Source organism: Herbidospora galbida, from assembly GCF_005233835.1.
Taxonomy (GTDB): domain Bacteria; phylum Actinomycetota; class Actinomycetes; order Streptosporangiales; family Streptosporangiaceae; genus Herbidospora; species Herbidospora galbida.
In genome coordinates, this window is record NZ_SZQA01000001.1 from 415598 (window position 1) to 437890 (window position 22293).

Annotated in this window: 20 protein-coding genes; 7 read left to right on the forward strand and 13 right to left on the reverse strand. The window is 71.3% G+C overall.

The window, feature by feature from the left end:
* Positions 1–127 precede the first annotated feature (127 nt).
* Positions 128–3298, forward strand: a complete 3171-nt coding sequence (locus FDA94_RS01990) for an AfsR/SARP family transcriptional regulator (protein ID WP_137245257.1) — start codon at positions 128–130, stop codon at positions 3296–3298.
* Position 3299: 1 nt separating this feature from the next.
* Here the strand turns inward: FDA94_RS01990 and xynC are convergent, their stop codons facing one another.
* Positions 3300–4979, reverse strand: a complete 1680-nt coding sequence (gene xynC, locus FDA94_RS01995) for a glucuronoarabinoxylan endo-1,4-beta-xylanase XynC (protein WP_137245258.1) — start codon at positions 4977–4979, stop codon at positions 3300–3302.
* A gap of 158 nt (positions 4980–5137) precedes the next feature.
* Positions 5138–6172, reverse strand: coding sequence for a LacI family DNA-binding transcriptional regulator (locus FDA94_RS02000; RefSeq protein ID WP_137245259.1), 1035 nt, complete (start codon positions 6170–6172; stop codon positions 5138–5140).
* A 457-nt stretch (positions 6173–6629) separates the two neighbouring features.
* Between FDA94_RS02000 and FDA94_RS02005 the strand changes: the two genes are divergently transcribed.
* Positions 6630–8063: a glycoside hydrolase family 10 protein gene (locus tag FDA94_RS02005; protein WP_137245260.1), complete on the forward strand. Its 1434-nt coding sequence runs from the start codon at positions 6630–6632 to the stop codon at positions 8061–8063.
* Positions 8064–8285: 222 nt separating this feature from the next.
* Here the strand turns inward: FDA94_RS02005 and FDA94_RS02010 are convergent, their stop codons facing one another.
* The 4 genes from FDA94_RS02010 to FDA94_RS02025 form a co-directional block, all read right to left on the reverse strand.
* Complete coding sequence (locus FDA94_RS02010; protein WP_137245261.1) at positions 8286–9776, reverse strand: non-reducing end alpha-L-arabinofuranosidase family hydrolase; 1491 nt, start codon at positions 9774–9776, stop codon at positions 8286–8288.
* A gap of 281 nt (positions 9777–10057) precedes the next feature.
* On the reverse strand, positions 10058–10888 hold the full coding sequence (locus FDA94_RS02015; RefSeq protein WP_137245262.1) for an esterase/lipase family protein: 831 nt from the start codon (positions 10886–10888) through the stop codon (positions 10058–10060).
* Between the two features lie 96 nt (positions 10889–10984).
* Entirely contained in the window at positions 10985–11734 is a 750-nt protein-coding gene (locus FDA94_RS02020; protein WP_137245263.1) for an SDR family oxidoreductase, read from the reverse strand.
* Between the two features lie 23 nt (positions 11735–11757).
* A complete protein-coding gene (locus FDA94_RS02025) occupies positions 11758–11970 on the reverse strand; it encodes a hypothetical protein (protein ID WP_137245264.1) in 213 nt (70 codons plus the stop codon).
* 106 nt (positions 11971–12076) lie between these two features.
* Here FDA94_RS02025 and FDA94_RS02030 point away from each other — a divergent pair, with 106 nt between their 5' ends.
* Positions 12077–12550, forward strand: coding sequence for a MarR family winged helix-turn-helix transcriptional regulator (locus tag FDA94_RS02030; RefSeq protein WP_212735124.1), 474 nt, complete (start codon positions 12077–12079; stop codon positions 12548–12550).
* Positions 12551–12553: 3 nt separating this feature from the next.
* Here FDA94_RS02030 and FDA94_RS02035 read toward each other — a convergent pair whose 3' ends face one another.
* Entirely contained in the window at positions 12554–13027 is a 474-nt protein-coding gene (locus FDA94_RS02035) for a pyridoxamine 5'-phosphate oxidase family protein (protein WP_137245265.1), read from the reverse strand.
* Between the two features lie 264 nt (positions 13028–13291).
* Between FDA94_RS02035 and FDA94_RS02040 the strand changes: the two genes are divergently transcribed.
* Positions 13292–14587 carry a CE1 family esterase gene (locus FDA94_RS02040; protein ID WP_246059461.1) on the forward strand — a complete coding sequence of 432 codons (1296 nt, stop codon included), beginning with the start codon at positions 13292–13294 and terminating at the stop codon, positions 14585–14587.
* Positions 14588–14813: 226 nt separating this feature from the next.
* Complete coding sequence (locus FDA94_RS02045; protein ID WP_137245267.1) at positions 14814–15671, forward strand: SAM-dependent methyltransferase; 858 nt, start codon at positions 14814–14816, stop codon at positions 15669–15671.
* On the opposite strand, the gene FDA94_RS02050 is transcribed toward FDA94_RS02045, so the two are convergent.
* Both FDA94_RS02050 and FDA94_RS02055 read right to left on the reverse strand, forming a co-directional pair.
* Positions 15672–16463, reverse strand: coding sequence for an SDR family NAD(P)-dependent oxidoreductase (locus tag FDA94_RS02050; protein WP_137245268.1), 792 nt, complete (start codon positions 16461–16463; stop codon positions 15672–15674).
* Between the two features lie 27 nt (positions 16464–16490).
* Complete coding sequence (locus FDA94_RS02055; protein WP_137245269.1) at positions 16491–17075, reverse strand: TetR/AcrR family transcriptional regulator; 585 nt, start codon at positions 17073–17075, stop codon at positions 16491–16493.
* Positions 17076–17134: 59 nt separating this feature from the next.
* Here FDA94_RS02055 and FDA94_RS02060 point away from each other — a divergent pair, with 59 nt between their 5' ends.
* Positions 17135–17536, forward strand: a complete 402-nt coding sequence (locus FDA94_RS02060) for a CPCC family cysteine-rich protein (protein WP_137245270.1) — start codon at positions 17135–17137, stop codon at positions 17534–17536.
* Here the strand turns inward: FDA94_RS02060 and FDA94_RS02065 are convergent.
* The 4 genes from FDA94_RS02065 to FDA94_RS02080 all read right to left on the reverse strand — a co-directional run bounded on the left by FDA94_RS02065 (position 17489) and on the right by FDA94_RS02080 (position 20995).
* Positions 17489–18718, reverse strand: coding sequence for an RNA polymerase sigma factor (locus tag FDA94_RS02065; protein WP_137245271.1), 1230 nt, complete (start codon positions 18716–18718; stop codon positions 17489–17491). The two genes, FDA94_RS02060 and FDA94_RS02065, sit on opposite strands and share 48 nt — an antisense overlap.
* Entirely contained in the window at positions 18718–19092 is a 375-nt protein-coding gene (locus tag FDA94_RS02070) for a YciI family protein (RefSeq protein WP_137245272.1), read from the reverse strand. The genes FDA94_RS02065 and FDA94_RS02070 overlap by 1 nt, the downstream gene beginning before the upstream one ends.
* An 89-nt stretch (positions 19093–19181) precedes the next feature.
* On the reverse strand, positions 19182–19517 hold the full coding sequence (locus FDA94_RS02075; RefSeq protein ID WP_137245273.1) for a VOC family protein: 336 nt from the start codon (positions 19515–19517) through the stop codon (positions 19182–19184).
* A 29-nt stretch (positions 19518–19546) separates the two neighbouring features.
* Positions 19547–20995, reverse strand: coding sequence for an alpha/beta fold hydrolase (locus tag FDA94_RS02080; protein WP_170990742.1), 1449 nt, complete (start codon positions 20993–20995; stop codon positions 19547–19549).
* A gap of 99 nt (positions 20996–21094) precedes the next feature.
* Here FDA94_RS02080 and FDA94_RS02085 point away from each other — a divergent pair, with 99 nt between their 5' ends.
* The gene (locus FDA94_RS02085; RefSeq protein WP_212735125.1) at positions 21095–22285 is read left to right on the forward strand and encodes a sensor histidine kinase; all 1191 of its coding nucleotides are present in this window, start codon (positions 21095–21097) and stop codon (positions 22283–22285) included.
* Positions 22286–22293 lie beyond the last annotated feature (8 nt).

A 22293-nucleotide genomic window follows, 5' to 3' on the forward strand; every position in this document is an offset into this window, starting at 1 on the left:
GGTTTCCTCCTGAGGTTCGAAAGTGGTCTGCGAAGACTGGGGCCGGCCGCTCACACGGGGCTGTCACGGCGCTCGTACGGCCGCCGCCCGGTTTGGGGCCTGGGGAAAGGCGCGCGAAGATGGGCCGATGGACGAGGGGGCGCGGCTTCGCGTCACACTGCTCGGCGCGCCGCGGGTGACTCGCGGTGCGGCCGTCGTGCCCGTGCCGGGCGCGCGGTCGCGCAGCCTGCTCGTCCGGCTGGCGCTCGCCGGGGGCCGCGCGGTCGAGCCCGGCGTCCTGGTCGACGCGATCTGGGGAGCGGAGCCGCCGGCCGTCCCCGCCCACGCCCTGCAGACCCTCGTCTCCCGGCTGCGCCGCACCCTCGACCCCGCCGGCGCGACCCCTGACGCCGTCGTGTGGGCGGCGGGCGGCTACCGGCTGGTGGTCGAGCCGGGCGACGTGGACGTGGTGCGCTTCGAGCGGCTCGTCACCACCGGCCGGGAGAGGTTGTGGGCCGGTGAGCCGGAGGCCGCCCGCGCCGCCCTCGCCGAGGCCGTGGCGTTGTGGGGCGACCGTCCCGGCGCGGAACCCGCCGTCGTCGCCTCGGTCGCGCCCGCGGTCGCGACCCGGCTGGCGCAGGTGTCGATCGAGGCGGTCGCCGACCTCGCCGACGCCGAGACCTCACTGGGGCGGCCCGAGCCGGCTGCCGCCCGGCTGACCGCGTTGCTGGCCGAGCAGCCGGTGCACGAGCGGGTGGCCGCGTCGCTGCTGGACGCGCTCGCCGCCCAGGGACGGCAGGCCGAGGCGCTGACCGTCTACGAGCGCACCCGCCGGGCCCTGGCCGACGTCCTGGGCGCCGACCCCGGCACCGCTCTGCGGGAGCGCCACCTGCGGCTGCTGCGCCCCGACCGGCCCGCCCCGAAGCCGTCCGCGACCACCTTGCCCACGCCTCTGACCAGCTTCATCGGCCGTGACGACGACCTCGCCCGCATCGACGCCCTGCTCGGCGCCGGGCGCCTGGTCACGGTCGTCGGCCCCGGCGGCAGCGGGAAGACCCGGCTCGCGCTGGAGGCGGCCCGCCGCCGCGCACACCCGGCCTGGCTCGTCGACCTGGCGTCCGTCGCCGAACCCGCGGAGATCACCGCGGCCGTGCTGGCCGCGATCGGGCCGCGCGGCACGATGTTCGACGCGCGCAAGCGTGTCGAGGGCGACGAGCTGGACGTCCTCGTCGGCGAACTCGGCCGCCGCGAAGGGCTGCTGCTGGTCGACAACTGCGAGCATCTGATCGACGCTGCGGCGCACCTGGTCGTGGCGCTGCTGTCGCGCTGCCCGGGGCTACGTGTGCTCGCCACCAGCCGCGAACCCCTCGCGGTCGACGGCGAGGTGCTCCTGCCGCTGGCCCAGCTCGCGCTGCCCGCGCCGGACGACGACGTCAGAAGGGCCCGGGAGGCGGCCTCGGTGCGCCTGTTCACCGAGCGGGCGGCCGCCGTGCGGCCCGGATTCGACGTCGACGAGACCACCCTCCCCGACGTCCTGCGCGTGGTGCGCGGCCTCGACGGCCTGCCGCTGGCCCTCGAACTGGCCGCCGCCCGGCTGCGGACGCTGGCACTGCCCGACCTGGCCGACGGGCTCTCCGACCGGTTCCGGCTGCTCACCACCGGCAGCCGCACCGCGCCGCCCCGGCACCGCACGCTCCGCGCGGTCATCGCCTGGAGCTGGGACCTCCTCGACGACCACGAACGCACGGTCGCCGAACGGATCTCCATCCTGCCCGGCGGTGTCACCGCCGCCTCGGCGACCGCCGTCTGCGCCGACACCGCCGTGCCCGCCGCCGAGATCCCCGGCCTGCTCGCCGCCCTCGTCGACCGGTCGCTGCTCCAGCTCGCCCCCGGTCCCGGCCGCCACCGCATGCTCGAAACCATCCGCGAATACGGCGCCGACCGCCTGGCCGCCACCGGCCACCTCGACGCCGCCCGCGACCTGGCCGCCGCCCACTTCACCGAACTGACCGCCCGCCACGATCCCCGGTTGCGCGGACCCGACCAGCTCGCGGCCATGCGGGTCATCGGCGCCGATTACGACAACACCCTCGCCGCCCTGCGCCACCGGTGCGCCACCCACGACTCCTCCGGCGCGATCGCCCTCGCCCTCAGCCTGATCTGGTACTGGCAGATGTTCGCCCGCCACGCCGACGCCGCCCATTGGCTGGGCGAGGCGCTGGCGGTTCCGGACGGCGGGCCGACGCCCGAACGCGACTGCGCCCGCGCCGCCTACCTGCTCAACCGGGCCGACGTCCTCCCCGAGGTCACCACCGGGGAGACCGCCGACGACCGGGCGGAGACGCGTGAGCTGGCCGACCGGCTGCTCGCCCATGCCGGGCTGCCGGGCCACCACCGCGTGTTCGGCCCGATCCTGCTGTTCCTGTACGACGACGAGGCCGCGCTCCCGGTCTTCCGGCGCCTGGCCGACGGCGACGACGTGTGGCTGGCCGGGCTGGCCCACATGTTCCAGGCCGAGATCACCGAGAACGCGGGCGCGCTCGACCGGGCGCGTATCCACGTGGAGGCGGCCCTGGCCCGCTTCCGGCAGGCCGGCGACCGCTGGGGCCAGGCCGCCACCCTGCCGATGCGGGCCCGGCTCCGGCGCTACGACGACCTCGACGGCGCCTTCGCCGACCTGCGCGAGGCCGGAAGACTGGCCGGCGAGTTCGGCGCGCTCAGCCTCGGCGACCGGATCCGCGGCGACCTGCGCTGGATCGACCTGCACCTGCGGCGCGGCGACGTCGACGAGGCGCTGGCGCTGATCGGCTCCGCCAGGGAGCGCGCGTCGTCGACGGAGCCGCTGGTCCTGATCGACACATGTGAGGCCGACCTCCGGATCCGGCTCGGCGACCTCGGCCGGGCGGCCGACCTGCTCGGCGACACCGCCCTCCTCTCGGACCACGCCCGGACGTCCGCCGAGAACACCCGGGCCGCCCTCCACCTCGCGCAGGGCGACCCGGAGGGCGCGGGCAAGTCGCTGCGAGAGGCGTACGCGGCGGCCCTGGCGACCGGTGAACTGCCCGTCCTGTCGCTGGTGGTGGTGAACGCGGCCGCGCTCGCCGAGACGCGCGGGCGGCGGCACGAGTCGGCCGTGCTGCTCGGCGCCGCCGCCCGGCTGCGGGGCGCCCACGACCACACCGATCCCCGGGTCCGCGAACTCACCGACCGGGGCCGCACCGCACTGGGCGAAGAGGTGTTCGCCTCGGCGTACACGCGCGGCTGGGCGATGGACGGGAGAACGGCCACCGCCGCTGCCGCGCAGGTGATCCGGGAGTAGGTCAGACCACGGTGCAGGGGACGCCGTTGAGGGTGAACGCGCCCGGTTCGGCGGTGTTGCCGGTGTGGGTGGCCTGGAAGCCGACCTCGACGGTGGCGCCCGGCGCGATCGTGGCGTTGTGGCCGACGTTGACCGCGCTGACCTGGCCGCTGGAGGGCGAGTAGGTCGCGTTCCAGCCCCCCGAGATCGCCTGCCCGGACGGCAGGGTGAAGACCAGCGTCCAGCCGTTGACCGTGGACGTGCCGGTGTTGGTGATGCTGATGCCGGCGGTGAAGCCGTTGTTCCAGGCGTTCATCGTGTACGCCACCCGGAACTGCCCGGTGCCGCTGGGCGACGGTGTCGGCGTGGGCGTCGGGGTGGGGGTGGGCGAGGGGACGGGGCCGCTGCTGGTCACGAAGGTGGTCACGCTGCGGGCGGGCAGGGTGACGGTCAGGGAGCCGTTCGTCATGGCCGTGGTCCCCTGGGGCGCGACGTTCCGGCCGGCGTCGGTCACCCACGACGACGCGCTGGTGGCGGTGCTGCCCGCGATGGTGAACTGCTGGCTCACCGCCGAGGTGTTCTTGTTGATGGCCACGATGACGACCGTGCTCCCGTTCCGGTACGCCGACACGTAGACGTTCGACGCGGGGGTTGCCGTGGCGCCGATGCGCACGTAGCCGGGGCGGACGAACCGGGCGTAGTGGGCCATCATCGCACCGCGCTTGCTGATCTGGCCGTCCTCGCGCATGGGGCCGTAGCCGCGCCGGATGTACCACCAGACGTACATCTGGAACTCCGCGTCGACCATGGCGCGGTGGATGTGCTCCCCCACGTCCAGGGCCTGCGGCCACAGGTCGGCCGAGTCGCTGCTGTTGGGGTAGTAGACCTCGGTCATCCACAACTCCTTGCCCGCGCCCCGCTGCTGGAACAGGGGGTAGGGGAAGTTGGAGTACGGGGTGCCGTAGAGGTGGGCGCCGATGACGTCCACGTTCGCGAGCGCGGCGGCGTCGTTCAGGATCGGGTCGGACATGCTCTTGACGTACTGGAACGACTCGGGGGCGATGACCCGGGTGGAGATCTGGCCGGCGTTGTCGCGCAGGAAGCGCAGCATCTCGGCCGAGGTCCACCACGTCCAGTCGTGGGCGTAGTCGGGCTCGTTCTGCACGGAAATGGCGTACAGGTTCACCCCGTTGTTGCGCATGTGGGTGGTGAAGTCGTTCAGGTGCTGGGCGTAGGCGGCGTAGGCGTTGTACCGCAGGCGCTTGGCGTTGGTCTGGCTGCCCCGGGTGAAGGTCTCGATCATCGAGGCCGGCGGGTTCCACGGCGAGGCGAAGACCAGCACCCCCAGTTCGGCCGCGCGCCGGGCCGTCGCCAGGTCACGGCTGAAGTCGGCCGAGCTCTCCGGGACGGGGATGCGCAGCACCGAGAACCCCAGGCGGCCCTCGCCGGTGCCGAAGGCCGTCTCCCGCTGGGCGGCCGTGAGGTCGCCGATCCACGCGGCGTGCGCCATGCCGCCGAACCCGCGGATCGTCTGCCGCTGCGTCGACGGGTCGATGACCGCTGTGGCGGCCGCCGCCTCCGAGGCCCCGATGACCGACGTAGCAGCCGTGATCACCGGCAGGGTCCCCATCGTGGTCAGCACGGCTCTGCGGCTCAGCAGACTCCGGCCGCCGCTCTCGGGCTCATTCTGATCTTCCATCATCACGTCTCCGGTGTCGCTGGGGTCCTGTTCCCGCACACAGGAACGCCGCAGCACGCGAAGCGTCAAACAGGACCTGAGCCGACCAGCCGACACGCTGTGCGAATCTACGGAGGGTCGTGAAAATTTCAACGATTCACGCAGGTGGACGCCCGAAAGAATCAGCAGGCGGGGACCGCCGTGCTGCCCCGGATCATCAGTTCGGTGCCCAGCTCCACCCGCCGCTGGCCCAGCCGCTCGCCCGTGGCCAGTTTGATCAGCATCTCGGTGGCCGCCGACCCCATCTCGGCCAAGGGCTGGCGGACGGTCGTGAGCGGCGGGTTGGCCCACCTCCACGTGGCCGTGTCGTCGAATCCGACCACGCTGAGGTCCTCGGGGATGCGCAGGCCGAGCTCGTGGGCGGCCCGGTAGACGCCGATCGCCATTCCGTCGTTGGCCGTGAAGATCGCGCTCGGCGGGGCGGAGAGCTCCATCAGCCGGCGGGCGTGCACGACCCCGTCCTCGATCTGGAACGACCCCCGGCGGATCAGCGCGGGATCGGCGGGTATCCCGGCGGCGTCGAGCGCGGTGCGGTAACCGTCGAGACGGGCCCGGCTGGAGAAGGCGAACTCGGGGCCCGTGATCATGGCGATCCGCCGATGCCCCAGTTCGAGCAGGTGGCGGGTGGCCTCCAGGCCGCCGCTCCAGTTGGTCGCCCCGACCGCCGGCACTCCCCGGCCGGGATCGCCCGCCGGGTCGAGCACGACCAGGGGCATGTCGCGGGTGGCCAGCAGGAGGCGCTGCTCCTCGGTCGGGCCGGAGAACACCGTGATGATCCCGGCGGGACGCCGACCGAGCACGTCCTTGATCCAGCGCTGGCCGGGGACGTGTCGTCCACCCAGTTCCGAGACGATCACATTCACGCCGTGGTGCTCCGCCGCCGCCCTGACGCCCTTGACTATCTCCGTCGGATAGTCGCCGGCCAGCTCGTGGAAGACGACCTCGATGAGGCCCGCGGGCTTGATGCGACGGCGCTGCCGCCGCAGCCCCCGCTCCTGGATGAGGCCTTCGACCAGGGCCCGGGTCTCGGAGCCGACCTCGGAACGGCCGTTGACGACCTTGGAGACGGTGGCCACCGACACACCGGCCAGCCCGGCGATCTCGGCGAGGGTCAGAGCGTCGGCGGGAGCGCGGGGGACATCCTCGGTCGCGGTCATGCCGGAAGTTTACGTAAATGTTTTCGGCCGATACATGGCTCAGTTTCCGCTGATCCCAGCCCCTTTTGCGGTCGCGAGATCAACCTTCGGCGGAACAATGTTCTGAAAATTATCGAATGATATGAGAAAAGTTTCGCTGACCAGGCACGCTCTCCCCCGCCCCGGCCCGGAGGCGAGCCGGGAAAGCGCTCGGAACGTGACCGAAAGCAAAGGTGCCGAGCAGGTGGTTTCTGTGAAATTTTCACCCGAACGAGCGGTGCAGCGCGATCTCCGTCCGGGTCGAATGCCCAGGCCCGCCACGCGATCACGCCCGCACCCGGGCCCGCCCGCCCACGGCGGCTCGTTGACCCGGGTCGGACCGTCGGATTAACTCCGCTCGTCAGGGCGCCACGGAAAAAATGTTTGCGATAACAGAGCTCCGCGGCCACGCCTTCGAACCCCCCTCCAAGGAAGCGGCATGCTCCCACCTGCGATTCTGACCATCGCCCCCTCGGTCAGACGGACCCTCGTCGTCACCGTCGCCGCGGCCCTCGGGGCCGGCGTCCTGGCGGTCACACCACCATCGGCCTCGGCCGCGGCCGACACCCTGGGGGCTGCGGCCGCCCAGTCGGGCAGGTACTTCGGCGCGGCCATCGCGGCGGGCCGGCTCGGCAATTCGACCTATGTGAACATCCTCAACCGGGAGTTCAACCAGGTCACCGCCGAGAACGAGATGAAGTGGGACGCCACCGAGCCGTCCCGCAACAGCTTCAGCTTCGGCAACGGCGACCGCATCGCCAACCACGCGATCTCGCGTGGCATGAAGATTCGCGGCCACGCCCTGCTCTGGCACCAGCAGCAGCCGGGCTGGGCGCGCGGGATGGAGGGCTCCGACCTGCGCAGCGCGATGATCAACCACGTCACGCGGGTCGCCACCTACTACCGGGGCAAGATCCACTCTTGGGACGTCGTCAACGAGGCCTTCGCCGACGGCGGCAGCGGCGGACGCCGCGACTCCAACCTCCAGCGCACAGGCAACGACTGGATCGAGGCCGCCTTCCGGGCCGCGCGGGCGGCCGACCCCGGGGCCAAGCTCTGCTACAACGACTACAACACCGACGGAATCAACGCCAAGAGCACCGGCATCTACAACATGGTCCGCGACTTCAAGTCGCGCGGCGTGCCGATCGACTGCGTCGGCTTCCAGTCGCACCTGGGCACCTCGTTGTCCAGCGACTACCAGGCCAACCTGCAGCGCTTCGCCAACCTCGGCGTCGACGTGGAGATCACCGAACTCGACGTCGCCCAGGGCTCCAACCAGGCCAACATCTTCGCCGGCGTCACCCGCGCCTGCCTGAACGTGGCCCGCTGCAACGGCATCACGGTCTGGGGCATCCGCGACAGCGACTCCTGGCGAACCGGCGAGAACCCGCTCCTGTTCGACTCCTCGGGCAATAAGAAGGCCGCGTACACCTCGGTCCTGAACGCCCTCAACGCGGTGACCCCGAGCCCGACCCCCACGCCCACGCCCACGCCCACGCCGTCCCCCACGCCGACTCCGACTCCGACGCCCACGCCGACGCCGAGCCCGGGTGGGCCGTGCCGGGTGAGCTACGCGGTCAACGCCTGGAACACCGGCCTCACCACGGCGATCACCATCACCAACACCGGATCCGCCGCGCTCAACGGCTGGTCGCTCGTCTTCACCCTGCCGTCGGGGCAGACCGTGACGGGTGGCTGGAACGCGACCTACTCGCCGTCGAGTGGCCAGGTCACAGCTACGAACCTGAACTACAACGGCTCGATTCCGGCCGGCGGGTCGGTGGACATCGGCTTCCAGGCCACCCACACCGGTAACACGGCCGTGCCCTCCACCTTCACCCTCAACGGGAGCACCTGCTCCCGCGCCTGATCTCCCTTCGGGGAGACGCCGTCCGCCCGGGATCGGGCCGGGCGGACGGCCGACCCACGAAGGGAAAGCCCCGGAAGCCTGAACGGCAGAACCGTTCAGGCTTCCGGGGTTTCGCATGCCTTACGGCCGGCAGATCGGGGATCTGCCGGCCGTGGCGGTCGTACCGGCGGCGGGTGTGTCCCAGCCGAACCCGCCGCCGGTACGAGCAGGAGCGTCGCGCCGTCAGCGCTGGAGGGTCAGCAGCCCCGGCCGGTAGGGCAGGAGGCCGTAGTCGACGCCGTTGGAGCTGGGGCTGCGGCCCTGGTAGAGCAGCTGCAGGTTGCAGGGGTCGACGGTCATGGTCTGGTCGGCGCTGGTGCGGAGCAGTTCGCCGTGGCTGATGTCGTTGGTCCAGGTCGCGCCGCTGTTGGCCTTGCCCGCGAACGGGTTGGACTCGGTGGTGGCGTTCGGGGTCCACGAGCCGCCCAGGCTGGTGGCGGTGAAGGACCGGAAGTAGCGGCCCTGCGAGCCGATCGCCTCGACGATCATCAGGTAGCGCTGCTGGCCGGCCAGCTTGTAGACCTGGACCGCCTCGAACAGGTTGTTCGTGGTGTCGGTCATGATGGTCGTGTAGTTGGAGCCGAAGCTGCCGGGGAAGTTGCCGATCGGCATGCTGGCCCGGTAGATGCGGCCGTTGTCACCGGCGAAGAACAGGTACATGTTCTGGCTGTCGCCGATGAGCGCCTGGTCGATCGGGCCGGTTTGCGAGTTGGAGATGCTGCCCGAGAACAGCGTCTGCGGCGCCGACCAGCCGTTCGGGTTGGTCGGGTTGGAGGAGGTGCGGTAGGAGAACGCCGGGCCACCCCACTGGTAGGCCAGCACCCAGATGTTGCGCGGCTGGAAGTAGAACAGCGACGGCGCGACGGTGCCCGAGTTCATCGCGTTCTGGCTGGCCGAGCCCATCTGCGAGTAGTTGGTGAACAGGCCGAAGTTCATCGAACCCCAGCTCGACCCGAAGTCGTGCGTGGTGGCGTAGACGAGCTGCTGCCCGTTGTAGGGGGCGACGGTGAAGTCCTTCAGCGACACCCAGCCCGACCTCGGCTGCGCCAGCGCGCCGGTCGAGGTCCACCGGTAGGTCGAGGGGAGGTTGCACGTCGGCGTCGGGCTCGGGGTCGGGCTCGGGCTCGGCGTGGGCGTGGGACTGGGAGTGGGTGTGGGACTGGGGGTCGGTGTGGGGCTCGGCGTCGGCGTCGGCGTGCCGGGGGTTCCGGTGCAGGGGACGCCGTTCAGGGAGAACGAGGTCGGCAACTCGTTGCTGCTGCTGAAGGAGCCGTTGAAGCCGAAGCCGGTGCTGCCGCCGGAGGGGATCGACGCGTTGTAGCTCATGTTGGTGGCGGTCACCGACGTACCCGACTGGGACGGCGTGGCGTTCCACATCTGGCTGATCTGCTGGCCCGAGCCGAAGGTCCAGCCCAGTTGCCAGCCGTTCACCGCGTCACCCAGGTTGTGGATGGTGACGTTGGCGCCGAAGCCGCCGGGCCACGACGAGGTGATGGTGTAGTCGACCCGGCAGGCGACGGCGGCCTGGGCGGGCTGCGTGGCCACCAGTCCGGCCCCCGTCAGCAGGATCGGGAGGGAGATGATCGCGAAGCGGCGGCGTACGGCCGATCGGGACGCCGCCGACGGCGTGACCGCGGAACGGCGCGGGGTCCGCGTTCGCCAGGGAAGGCGCATGGGGATGCTCCTCGTTGGTTCGTCCAGCCGCTGTCGGCGACCGGTGTGGAGCCGGCTCCCGTGTCAGAGAAGTCTGATAGCGCTAACAAATGATCGGTGACCCACTGCTCCTTCTCTGCCGGGACGGCAGTGCGCGGAGCTAATACGAGGCGGCCGATTCGCGTCAAGGCGCGCCCTCGGCCCGGACTTTCGAACCGTCCGCCTCGGTTGGGCCCTTCTTCTGCTCTTACGGTCCTACGGCCGGACCGTACAAGATCGCTTCTGTGCTGAAACGTTCACCCTTAGGGCAGCGCGTCCGGCGAGGTGTCGAGTGTGTTCAGCACGATCTGGTGCACCACCGGGTCGTAGTTGACGGCCACGTGGCCGCTGAAGTCGAGCGGGGCGCGGTCCTGGAGCAGGATGTTCTCGACGGAGTCGCCGGTGAGGAAACTCGACGTGTGCGGCGTGACCACCAGGTCGAACCTCGTGGCGATCACCGTGTAGTGGACGCCGGGCACCGTGTCGCCCCCGTCGTTCAGCGTCCTCATGAAGTCGGAGCCGACCATCTGCTGCTGACACGACTGGCACACCAGTGAGATGGCGGGACTGAGCCCGAGCAGCCGGGCGAGGTTGACCAGCCCGTTGGAGTTTGTGCCGTGGTTGGACGGCGTGACGCCGATCAGCCGATGGACCTTCGCCGCGCCGTTCAGGAACTTCAGGTAGTAGCGCGGCATCATCCCGCCCTGCGAGTGACCGACGATGTCCACCTCGGACGCGCCGGTCGCCGTCAGCACCCGGTCGATGAAGTCCGACAGCTGCCGGGCCGACCGGGCGATGTCCCCCACGCCGTTGAGCGGCCCCGTGGCCGGGACCCGGCCGTAGTTGAGCGCGAAGACACAGTGGCCCGCCGCCTTCAGCTTCGGCGCGAGCGTCGCCCAGTTGCCCGCCATGTCCTCGAACGTGCCGTGCACCAGCACCACCGGACGCGGGCGCAGCGGTGACGGCTTGCAGGTCCAGATGTTGGCGCCCAGGGGCGAGATGTCGGCCGCGGCGGGCGCGGCGGTCAGGCCGACCCCGGCGGCCAGGGCCAGGGTCACCGCGGCGGCCCATGCTGAGACACGATTGATCGTCATGCCCTCATTGCGGCCCCTGACCAGGGGGAATCCGAGCAGCCCCGCCGCTACGGAAGATCATTTGCGGTGATCATTACTTACGGCGGCACGGCGCGGTCACTGGGGCAGTCCCTGGTAGTCGGCCGGGCCGGCGATCTGGCCGCCGTCGCCGGCGACCTCGGCGCCGGTGACGAACCGGGAGTCGTCACCGGCGAGGAACAGCACGATCGCGGCGATGTCGTCCGGCTCGCCGACGCGTCCGAGCGCGACGTTCCGGGTGTCGAAGACGACGCCGTCGGTCATCGGGGTGCGGATCTGCCCGGGGTGGACGGCGTTGACCCGGATGCCGAAGACGCCCAGTTCCAGGGCGGCGGTCTTGGTGAGGCCGCGTACACCCCATTTGGAGACGACGTACCCGGACATCCTCGGCACACCCTGCAGCGCGCCGACCGAGCCGATGTTGACGATCGAGCCGCCGCCCGCCCGTCTCATCGCCGGGACGACGGCCTGGATGCCGTTGAAGACGCCGACCAGGTTGACGTCGAGCGTGCGCCGCAACCGGGCGGCGTCCCACTGCTCCAGGGGCGCCGGGTCGGCGACGCCCGCGTTGTTGACCAGGACGTCGACCGAGCCGAACCTCTCTTCGGTACGCCCGACGACCCCGGCCCACTCCTCCTCCGACCGCACGTCGAGCCGTTCGGCGACGACGCGCGCGCCGAGACCGGCCGCGAGTTCCCGGGCCGCCGTGACGTTGACGTCGGCGACGACGACGTTCGCGCCCTCCGCCGCCAGCCGCCGTACGGTAGCCGCCCCCATGCCCATGGCGCCGCCGGTGACGATGGCCGTCTTTCCCGCCACGCGATCCATCGCGGGCTCCTTTCCCATGTCGTTCACTCGTCGAAGTCGGTGCCGCGCGACAGGGACTCCCAGGCGTCGCGCTCCCGCTTGGCCGCCGCCGTGAGGCGGTCGAGGGGGTCGTTGCCGAAGGCCGGCCGCAGGGGTGTGTCGGGTGCGTCCAGGGCGGCGACGAGCTCCGCGGCTCCGTCGGTGCGGCGGTCGGTCAGCACGACGGTGGCGCCGGTGACCAGCCAGATGCGTTTCATGATCACTCTCCTCCGGTAAGGGTGATGTGTCACCCTTGAAAGGATGATGCGTCACCCTTCGGGAAAAAGCAAATGTCCGCGTTTGTCCGTTCGGTAGCCTGAGAAGGTGACCGGATCCGGGGAGTTGAGCGAGCGCGAGCGCCGTGCCTGGTACGCCTTCCTCACCATGCAGGAGGACCTGCGCCGCCACATGAACCGGCAACTGCTGCAGGACACCGGCCTGTCGCTGGCCGACTACGCCGTCCTCAGCACGTTGTGGATGCAGCCGGACAACTCGTTGCGCGTCTTCGAGCTGCGGGAACGACTCCGGTGGGAGAAGACCCGGCTCACCCACCAGATCTCGCGGATGGTCACGCGCGGACAGGTCGAGCGCAACCCCTGCGCCGACGACCCGCGCGGCCAGCAGATCAGCCTCACCCCGGCCGGACACGAGGCCATCACCAAGGCCGTCCCGCTGCACATCGAGTACGTCCGCCGGATCTTCCTCGACGTCGTCACTCCTCGGCAGCTCGACACCCTGGCCGTGCTGTCGGAGTCGGTCCTGGGCAACCTCGCCACCGAGGAACCGGCCGACAACTGACCCTTACCGGGGGCGGGTGACGCGGAGCCGCGCGTCGGTCACGTTGTCGAAGCGCGAGTCCCCGCCCCGGATCAGCACGAAGTGCGTGCGCACGTCGGCGCGGTAGGCCACCAGGGAACCGGACGGCGCGAGGTCGTCGTCCACGAGTTCCCCGCCCTCGGGCAGGCGGGCGTTGAGCGCGGCCACGGCCGCGACGGGATCGTCGGCGGGGCCGGCGGTCGCTTCGAGGTAGAGCGCCTCGGCGCCGCCGACGGGCGCGTGGGAGTCGAAGACCGTCATGGCCACATCGGGGCGGGCGGCGAGGTTGCGGGAATGCCTGCTGCCGGGTGACGACACCCAGTACAGCCGGTCTTCGTCGCGGGCGGCGAAGAAGACCGGGGTCGCCCACGGTCGTCCCTGATCGTCGGCGGTCGCGAGCACGAGGTAGCGGTTCTCGCCGAGCAGTCGCGGGACCGCCTCCCACATGCCGTCCGTCATCGCTCCTCCTGTGGTCGTCGCGTTCGTTCCGGCGTCTAACCGAGGAGACGCGACGCACGCGGCCGGCAGGTGAAAATTTCACCTCGGCCCGTTCCGGCGGTGAGGACGTCTTCGGTGGCACGCCCGCGAATCGTCCCCGCCGCCCTCTCGGCGGCCCGGACGCCATTCTTGACAGGCCCGCTCACTCCTGCCTACCGTGACCGCGAAATCTGGATGTTAGCGATAACAAGTGTTCCCGCAAGGGAATTCACCAGAGGAAATCCCGTGCTCACACGAACCCGATCTGTTCTCGCCGCCGCCGGGGCCGCGGCGCTCGTCATCCTGGCCTGGGGTCCCGCGGCACTGAGCCACAGCACCGCCGAGAGCGTCATGGCCGCGACCGCCGGGTGCGGCAAGACGCCCACTCTGCGCAGCGGCACCTACTCGCTCCAGCACAACGGCAAGAGCCGGTCGTACATCCTCCGGGTCCCCGACAACTACGACAACACCCGGCAGTACCGCCTGGTCTTCGGGTTCCACTGGCTGAACGGCACCGCCACCGACGTGGCCACCGGGCAGACCGTCCAGCGTGACGTGTGGTCCTACTACGGCCTGCAGCGGCTGGCGAACAACACCGCCATCTTCGTCGCGCCCCAGGGGCTCAACAACGGGTGGGCCAACTCGGCCGGCGAGGACGTCACGCTCGTCGACGCCATCATCAACCAGATCGAGTCCGATCTGTGCGTCGACACCGCCCAGCGGTTCGCGGTCGGATTCAGCTACGGCGGCGCCATGTCGAACGCGCTGGCGTGCGCGCGGCCCGACGTCTTCCGGGCGGTCGCGGTGCAGTCGGGCGCGCAGCTGAGCGGCTGCGGCGGCGGCACCCAGCCGGTCGCCTACCTCGGCATCCACGGGCTGCGTGACTCCGTGCTGGCGATCTCGCAGGGGCGGACGTTACGCGACCGGTTCGTCCGCAACAACGGCTGCACGGCGCAGAACCCGCCGGAGCCCTCCCAGGGCAGCCTGTCGCACCGGGTCACCACCTACTCCGGATGCCGGTCCGGCTACCCGGTCACCTGGGCGGCCTTCGACGAGGGCCACATCGCCGCACCGCAGGACGGCGCGACGGGCGACAGCGGATCGCGAACCTGGGTGCCGGCCGAGGTCTGGCGCTTCTTCACCCAGTTCACCTCCCCCACACCTTCGCCGTCGCCGAGCCCATCACCGTCGGCCTCTCCCAGTCCGTCACCGAGTCCGGGCACCGGGTCGTGCCGGGTGACGTACACGACGAACGCCTGGAACACCGGGCTCACGACCGCGATCAAGATCACCAACACCGGGTCGACGGCGGTGAACGGCTGGGCGTTGCGCTTCACCCTGTCGCCGGGGCAGGTCATCACCAACGGGTGGAACGCCATCTACGAGCCGACCAGCGGGGCGGTGACCGCCACCAACGTCTCCTACAACGCCGACCTCGCGGCGGGCGCGAGCCTCGACATCGGCTTCCAGGCGACCCACACGGGCAACACCACGGCACCGGCGACCTTCACCCTCAACGGCTCCCCTTGTACGACCGCCTGACGGGTGATCCGCGAGGGGATGCGCGCTTCCATCCCCTCGCGGATGCCGACGATCAGCCCGGTCGTCGGATTCGCGCAATTGATGGTTAATGTCCGTTGAAAAGTCCGGCGACCGTTTCAAGCCGGGGATCGCAACCATAAATTGACCTTCAATCAGGCCGAATCACCGCCTAACGGGCTACCGTTTGTGAGCGTTAACAAGAAAGAGACAACCGAGGGAGAAAGTAATGGCCGGTTTCCCCAACGGTCCCAAGGCATCGACCGCCGGTGACGCTCCGCCGATCACCCGGATCGATCCCACGATCCCTCACCCCGCGCGTATCTACGACTACCTCCTCGGCGGCAAGGACCACTTCGCCGCCGACCGGGAGGCGGGCGAGCAGCTCATCAAGCTGTCGCCCGGCACCCGCGAGGGCGTGCGCGCCCACCGGGCCTTTCTCAGCCGGGCCGTGCGGCACCTCGCCGCGAAGGCGGGGATCTCGCAGTTCCTCGACATCGGCACCGGCATCCCCACGCAGGGCAACACCCACGAGATCGCCCAGGCGGTCAACCCCGCCGCCCGGGTGGTGTACGTCGACAACGACCCCATCGTCCTGGTGCACGGGCGGGCCCTGCTGACCAGCAGTGAAGAGGGCAGGACCACGGTCATCGAGGCCGACCTGCGCGACCCCGACCACATCCTGTCGCACCCCCAGGTCAACGAGGTGCTCGACTTCTCGCGGCCGGTCGGGATCATCATGGCCGGGGTGCTGCACTTCATCACCGACGGCGACAAGCCGGGCGAACTCGTCGAGCGCTACAAGGCGGCCGTGCCGTCGGGGAGCCATCTGCTGCTGTCGCACATCACGCTCGACTTCGCGCCGCAGGTGGAGGAGAACGAGTTCACCAAGCCCTACGACAAGGGCCCGGCGTCCATGGTCCCCCGCACCCACACGCAGGTGACGAGCTTCTTCGACGGCTGGACGCTGCTGCCTCCGGGCGTCGTCGAGGTCGTCACCTGGCACCCGGACGAGGACGAGTACCAGGAGCCCATCCCCGGCGGCGGGCACGCGTGGGCGTACGGCGGCGTGGCCGCCAAGCCGTGATCAGAAGGCGCTGCGGACGGTTCCGCCGTCGACGCGCAGGGTCGCGCCGCTGACGTAGTCGGCGTACGCGCCGCACAGGTAGGCGACGGCCCCGGCGATCTCGTGCGGGCGGCCGAAGCGGTCGGCGTCGTTGGGCACCCACTCCCCGGACGCCGCCCGTTCGAGGTCGGCCCACTCCCCCGACCAGCCGCGCGCGGGGGCGATCCGGGTGACGAGTTCCCGCACGTGGTCGACGAGTATGGCCCCCGGCGACACGACGTTGGAGGTCACACCGGTGCCCTTGAGCTCGCGGGCCAGCGAGGTGGCCAGGTTGTGGCGGGCGGCGAGGGTCGCGTTGTAGTGGGGCGCGTCGGCCATCGGCTGGGAGGCCAGCCCGCCGCCGATCTGGATCACCCGCCCCCAACCTCGTGCCCGCATGCCGGGCACGAGGCGGCGGATCATGCGCGCCGCGGCGATGACGTTGACGTTGTAGATGTCGGCCCAGTCGCCGGAGGTCAGGTCGTCCCATCCCATGTGGTCGTAGACGCCGGCGTTGTTGACGAGAATGTCGACCGGCCCGGCGAGCGCGGCGACGGCGTCGGCGCCCTCATCCGTACCGAGATCACCGACGGCGGCCGTGGCGGCGCCTCCGTCGCCGCGGATCGTCTCGGCGACCGCCTCGGCCCTGGCGGCGTTCCGCCCGTGGACGACGACGTCGGCCCCTTCGGCCGCGAGCAGCCGGGCGATGGCCTCGCCCAGGCCCGAGCTCGATCCGGTGACGAGGGCCCGGCGGCCCTTCAGGTGCAAATCCATGGTTCTCTCTCCTCGAATCTCCTGGTCTCAGCGAGGACGTCCGGATAATCCGTTGAGCCAGTCGGGCACCAGCCCGACGAGGAGGTCGAGCAGGTCGTCGCGCGAGCAGTCGATCTCCCCCAGGAGCCACGCGACCACCGCCGCCGCCAGCCCCGATCCGACCATCACGGCCGCGGTGGCCCGCTCGGCGAGCCCCCGCTCGGGAGCGGCGACCTCGAGGTAGCCGGTCAGGTTGGCCCGGATCCGCTCCCCGAAGAGCACCCGGGCGTCCCCTCCGGCGGTCGAGGTGAAGACCGCGACCAGATCGGCCCGCTGGCCTTCGACCTGGTCGAGAATGCGCCCCACCACGACCCGGGAGGCCTCGACCCCGTCGGCCTCGCCGCTGGCGCGGGCCCGCAGGTCGTCGACGGAGATCTCGATGAGGGCCTGCTCCAGTACGTAGAGAGCGAGCTCGCTGGTGGAGTCGAAATGGGCGTAGAAGGACGACCGGTTGAGCCCGGCCCGCTCGACGATCGCGCTGACCGAGACCGGCGCCTCCCCGGCGACGGCGGTGAACGCCTCCGCGAGCCTGTTCCTGGTGCGAACGGCACGCGGGTCGGTACTTCGGGTCATACCTCGACGATACCACTTCTCCAACACTTGTCGGAGAACTATCCGGCCATAATGATCACATGGATGGCCGGAAGGCGCTGTATCCCTGCAGCTGCTGCGGATACCGCACGTTGAAAGACGGGCCGGGCAGCTATCTGATCTGCCCTATCTGCTTCTGGGAGGACGACCCCTTGCAGCTCAGGTGGCCGTTGATGGACGACGGCGCCAACGGCGTGTCCTTGGTGCAGGCCCAGCGGAACTTCATCCGCTTCGCGGCCGGCGAAGAGAGATTCCTTCCCCGTGTCCGGCCTCCCTCGGAAGCGGAGACCGTCCCCGACGGCTGGCGGATCATCGACCTGACGGTCGACCGGTTCGAGCCCACAGACGAACAGCTGCACCCGTGGCCGGACGACAGCAAGGCCTTGTACTGGTGGTCACCCGGCTTCTGGCACCCCTGCGCCGATGACCGCGGCCTTGCGTAGCAGCACCGCGGCTTCGCGTTCGTTGGCGCACAGCCGGGCGGCCGTCTCCAGTTCTGCGCGGGCTTCCGGCAGGCGGCCGAGGCGGGCCAGGAGTTCGCCGCGTACGGTCGGCACCAGGTGCGAGCCGGGGAGCCGGTCGCCGGCGATCAGGGCGTCCACGATGGTCAGGGCCTCGGCCGGGCCGGTGGCCATGGCCACCGCGACGGCGCGGTTGAGGTCGACGAGCGGCGAGGGTGCGACCCGGCCGAGCGCCTCGTAGAGCAGGACGATCCGGGTCCAGTCGGTCGACTCGACCGAGGGGGCCGAGGTGTGGACGGCGGCGATCGCGGCCTGGAGGGCGTAGGGGCCGAGGCCCCTCTTCGACGCCCTGGCCAGTGCGGCCAGGCCTCGGTGGATCGCCGCCGCGTCCCACAGGCGGCGGTTCTGGTCTTCCAGCAGGATCGGGGTGCCGTCGGGGGCGGTCCGGGCCGGGAAGCGGGCGGACGTCAGTTCGCACAGGGCCAGCAGGCCGTGGACCTCCGGCTCGTCGGGTTGCAGCTCGGCCAGGATCCGGGTCAGCCGGATCGCCTCGTACGCGAGGTCGGGGCGCAGCAGCCGGTCGCCCGACGTGGCCGTCGACCCCTCGGTGAAGATCACATAGAGGACGCTGAGCACGCCCGCCAGCCGTTCCCCGCGCTCGCCGGAAGGTGGCAGCTCGAACGGCACCCCGGCCGCCGCGATCGTCTTCTTGGCCCGGGTGATGCGGGCCTGCACGGTCGGCACCGGCGCCAGGAACGCGCGGGCGATCTCCTCGCTGGACAGGCCGCCGACGACGCGCAGCGTCAGCGCCACCCGGGCCTCGCGCGAGAGCACCGGGTGGCAGCTGACGAACATCAGCGCCAGGACGTCGTCGCCGAACCCGTCGGGGTCGAACTCCGGCTCGACCGGGACGTCGGCCGCCAGCAGGGCGTACTTGTCGTGGAGGACCGTCCGGCGGCGGATCGCGTCGATCGCCCGCCGCCGGGCCGTGGCCGTCAGCCAGCCGGCCGGGTTGGCCGGCGAGGCGCGCGGCCACGACGTCAGCGCCTCGGCCACCGCCTCCTGGGCGGCGTCCTCGGCCAGCCCGAAATCGCCGGTGAACCGGGTCAGCGCGGCGACGATCCGGGCCGACTCCGTCCGCCAGACGGCCTCGACGTCGGTCATCAGGCGCGGCTGTCCTGCGGGACCTCGTCGGCCTCGGCCACCCGCCGGACCTCGATCTTCGAGCCGCGGACCGCCGGGACCCGGGTGGCCCACTCGACCGCCTCCCGCTGGGTGGCGACGTCGAGCAGGAAGTAGCCGCCGAACAGTTCCCTGGTCTCGCCGTACGGCCCGTCGGTGACGACCGGGGTCTCGCCGCCGAAGTCGACGACGACGCCCCGCGCCGGATCGTCCAGGCCCTCGGCGGCGAGGAGGACCCCGGCCTTCATCATGTCCTCGATGAACCGGCCGGTCGCGGCCATCGCCTCGTCGATCGAGGCCATCATGGCCGCGTTGGTCTCGTCGGTGCCCCGCATGATCAGCATGTACCTCGGCATCGCGCTCTCCTCATCCGGCGGGGCCGCCTCCCGGCCCTCGCACCCACTTGTCGAACGGGCGGGTCGCGGATCGACATCAAGCTTCGACATCACACAGGGCCGCCGCCGATCCCGATCTCGTTGCCGTCCGGGTCGTGGTAGATCGCCTTGCGGACGCCGTTCTCGTAGGTCTCCCGCTCGACGGGTTCGACGCCGCGCGCGGAGATCGCCGCCACCCGGTCGTCGTAGTCGTCGACGAAGAGGGTCTGCAGGGCGTGGCCCGCGCGCTCGGGGAGGTGCTCGATGTAGAGGTAGCGGTGCTCGGCCAGCTCCCACACGGCCTCGACGTCGTTGGGGAAGAACGCCGGGGGCGTGCCGAGGAGACGTTCGTACCACTCCAGAGCGCGCCGGTAGTCGGTGACGGGAATGCCCGCGAACAGGTCCATGCGGCCCACTCTAGGGATCGCGGCCGCGATCATTCGGCCGGACAGACGGTGCCCGGAGGGGGCAGTCTCAGGTCGGTCAGGTAGGTGGTCGCGTACCGGATCGGGCACTTCTTCCCCCACAGGTACAGCGCGTGCCCGGGGCCGTCGTAGCCGACCGTCACCGATCCGGGGACCTTCCTGATCAGGCTCTCCGTCCACACGTAGTCGCCCCACATGCTGCCCGCGCCCAGGAGCGGCGGCAGCTCGCGCGTGGGCAGGGGACGCGGCGGGTTGGCGACGCGCAGCGGCCAGCCGGTGCAGCCCAGGGCGTCGAACGCCGCTCCCCCGAAGTTCGGCGACGCCTGCCGCGCCTGACGGCGGAACTCCTCCAGCTGCGCGTAGCCGGTGTAGCCACGCCCGTCTCCGCAGGTCATCGCCAGAGCTCCGGGGGTGGCCCAGGCGCGGGCGTTGCCGAGGGCGGCGTCGGCGAAGCCGGATCCGTCGCCCCGCACGGCCTTGGCGATCGCGTCGGCGAAGGCCGACCACCGCGCGTTCCCGGGGCCGGGGTCGGCCGTGAAGCCGAAGCTGCGCAGGTGCCATCCGGTCAGCTCGCCCTCGCCGAAGTGGGGGGAGGTCACCCGGATCGGCGTACGGTCGGCGCCTTCGGTGAGTTCGCGCCAGACCGCCTTCACGTCCTGTCCGTGCAGCGCGCAGGCGGGGGTGGCCGCGCACCAGGCGGCGAACCTGGTGAGGGTCTCCTCCATGACGGGCAGAGTGCGGAGCGTCTGGGTGAGCCAGCCGTCGACGTGGTTGGCCGTCCCGTCCAAATACATCGCCCGGATCCGCCGCGGGAACAGCCGGGCGTACGCGACGGCGGGCGCCCCTCCGTAGGAGTTGGCCATGAAACTCAGCCGCTCCTCGCCGAGGGCACGGCGGATCGCGTCCATGTCCTTGGCGACCGACAGCGAGTCCATGGTGGCGAACAGTCCGGTCGTGTCCGCCTCCCGGCACGCGGCGAAGCCCGCGGCCATCGCCTCGGTCAGGGCCCGGTAGTCCGTCCGGCTCACCGGTTCGGACAGCGTCGTCGCGGGTTCCAGGCAGGCCGGGGGCAGCCGGTCGAGCCACACGCTGGTGCGGGGGTCGTAGGCGACCAGGTCGAACCTGCGCCGGAGGTCGGCGAGGCCGGCGGCGGCGCGCTTCAGGTCCTCGACGCCGCTGGCACCGGGACCGCCGGGCACGCCCAGGACGCTGCCGATCCGCCGAGCGGGCTCGGTGGCGGGTAATCGCACCAGGTCCAGCGTGATCCTCGGCCCGCCGGCCTCGGCCCAGTCGACGGGCACCTCGATCGTGGCGCACCGCATGTCCGCCGGCAGGTCCCGGCCGGCGCAGTCGCGCCAGAGCGGCTCGCGGGCCGCCGCCGGGGCCGGCCAGGTCAGGGAAGCCAGCGTCAGGCCGGTGAGAAGCGCGGCATATCGGCGCCGCCGTTCAGTTGTCATCATGGTGATCACTCTGTCGGCGAGGATCGGTCGGCACCACGGGGACATCCTCCGGACCTTTTCCGGATGTCCTCCGCGGTTGTCCGCCAGGAGAGGAGGCGCGTGCTGGTCACCACGGGACGCGCGCTCGCGTACACGCTGCTCCTGCCTCTGACGGCGGGGATCGGCCTGGTCCATCTCGTCGTGGTGCTGCTGAGCGTGCTCACGACGGTCAACCTCGTCGGAGTGCCGATGCTGGCCCTGAGCCTGGTCGCCGCCAGGGGTCTGGGCACGGTCAACCGGCGGCTGGCCCGCGCGCTCCTCGGGGCGCGGGTGACCGATCCGGCCCCTTTCCGGCCGGGAAAGGGGCTGTTCCGGTGGATGGGCGCGGCGCTCGTCGACGCGACGGGGTGGCGAGCCGTCGGCCACGCCCTGATCCGGATCCCCGCCGCCGTCCTCGCCCTCGCCGCCGCCGCCGGGCTGTGGGGCGGCGGCCTGATCCTGCTCGTCTCCCCGGTGTGGCGGCTGGTCCCCGACGGCTGGCCGAGCGCGGCGCTGCTGGCCCCGGCCGGTCTCGCGCTGCTGCTGCTGGCTCCCCGGGGCCTGCGCCTCGCCCTGGCTCCCGAACGGCTCCTCGCCGGGACGTTGCTGGGCATGTCCGCGAGCGAGACGAGGATCCGCAGGCTGGAGCAGGCGCGGGCGTTCGCGGTGGACGACGCCGTCGCCCGGCTCCGTCAGGTCGAGCGCGACCTGCACGACGGGACCTCCGCCCGTCTGGTGACGCTGGCCATGAGCCTGGGCCTGGCAAGGGAGGAACTCGACCTCGCCCACCACCCCGGCCACCTCGAACGCGCCCGCGAGCTGGTCGGCGGCGCGCACCGCGACGCCAAGGAGACCGTGGCCGAACTGCGCGACCTGATCCGGGGCATCCTCCCGCCCGCGCTCGACCAGGGACTCGAGACCGCCCTGGCCACCCTCGCCGCCCGCACCCCGATCCCCGTCCGGCTGCACACCGACCTGCCCGAGCGGCCGGACCCCTCCATCGAGGTCGTCGCCTACTTCTGCGCCACCGAGCTGCTCGCCAACGTCGTCCGGCACAGCGGCGCCCGGCACGCCGCCGTCGACGTCCGGGGCCGGGACGGCCGGCTGACTCTGACCGTCCGCGACGACGGCACGGGCGGCGCGGTCGCGGGCGCCGGATCCGGCCTGCGCGGCCTGGCCGCCCGGGTCGGCGCGGTGGACGGCGCCATCGACGTCCGCAGTCCCGCCGGAGGCCCTACGGTGATCACCGTGGCCCTCCCCTTTCGCATCTGAAGGGATGA

Coding starts and splice junctions, on each gene's coding strand:
- FDA94_RS01990 (WP_137245257.1), top strand. CDS start 128: ATGGACGAGGGGGCGCGGCTTCGCGTCACACTGCTCGGCGCGCCGCGG.
- xynC (WP_137245258.1), bottom strand. CDS start 4,979: ATGATGGAAGATCAGAATGAGCCCGAGAGCGGCGGCCGGAGTCTGCTG.
- FDA94_RS02000 (WP_137245259.1), bottom strand. CDS start 6,172: ATGACCGCGACCGAGGATGTCCCCCGCGCTCCCGCCGACGCTCTGACC.
- FDA94_RS02005 (WP_137245260.1), top strand. CDS start 6,630: ATGCTCCCACCTGCGATTCTGACCATCGCCCCCTCGGTCAGACGGACC.
- FDA94_RS02010 (WP_137245261.1), bottom strand. CDS start 9,776: ATGCGCCTTCCCTGGCGAACGCGGACCCCGCGCCGTTCCGCGGTCACG.
- FDA94_RS02015 (WP_137245262.1), bottom strand. CDS start 10,888: ATGACGATCAATCGTGTCTCAGCATGGGCCGCCGCGGTGACCCTGGCC.
- FDA94_RS02020 (WP_137245263.1), bottom strand. CDS start 11,734: ATGGATCGCGTGGCGGGAAAGACGGCCATCGTCACCGGCGGCGCCATG.
- FDA94_RS02025 (WP_137245264.1), bottom strand. CDS start 11,970: ATGAAACGCATCTGGCTGGTCACCGGCGCCACCGTCGTGCTGACCGAC.
- FDA94_RS02035 (WP_137245265.1), bottom strand. CDS start 13,027: ATGACGGACGGCATGTGGGAGGCGGTCCCGCGACTGCTCGGCGAGAAC.
- FDA94_RS02045 (WP_137245267.1), top strand. CDS start 14,814: ATGGCCGGTTTCCCCAACGGTCCCAAGGCATCGACCGCCGGTGACGCT.
- FDA94_RS02050 (WP_137245268.1), bottom strand. CDS start 16,463: ATGGATTTGCACCTGAAGGGCCGCCGGGCCCTCGTCACCGGATCGAGC.
- FDA94_RS02055 (WP_137245269.1), bottom strand. CDS start 17,075: ATGACCCGAAGTACCGACCCGCGTGCCGTTCGCACCAGGAACAGGCTC.
- FDA94_RS02060 (WP_137245270.1), top strand. CDS start 17,135: ATGGATGGCCGGAAGGCGCTGTATCCCTGCAGCTGCTGCGGATACCGC.
- FDA94_RS02065 (WP_137245271.1), bottom strand. CDS start 18,718: ATGACCGACGTCGAGGCCGTCTGGCGGACGGAGTCGGCCCGGATCGTC.
- FDA94_RS02070 (WP_137245272.1), bottom strand. CDS start 19,092: ATGCCGAGGTACATGCTGATCATGCGGGGCACCGACGAGACCAACGCG.
- FDA94_RS02075 (WP_137245273.1), bottom strand. CDS start 19,517: ATGGACCTGTTCGCGGGCATTCCCGTCACCGACTACCGGCGCGCTCTG.
- FDA94_RS02080 (WP_170990742.1), bottom strand. CDS start 20,995: ATGATGACAACTGAACGGCGGCGCCGATATGCCGCGCTTCTCACCGGC.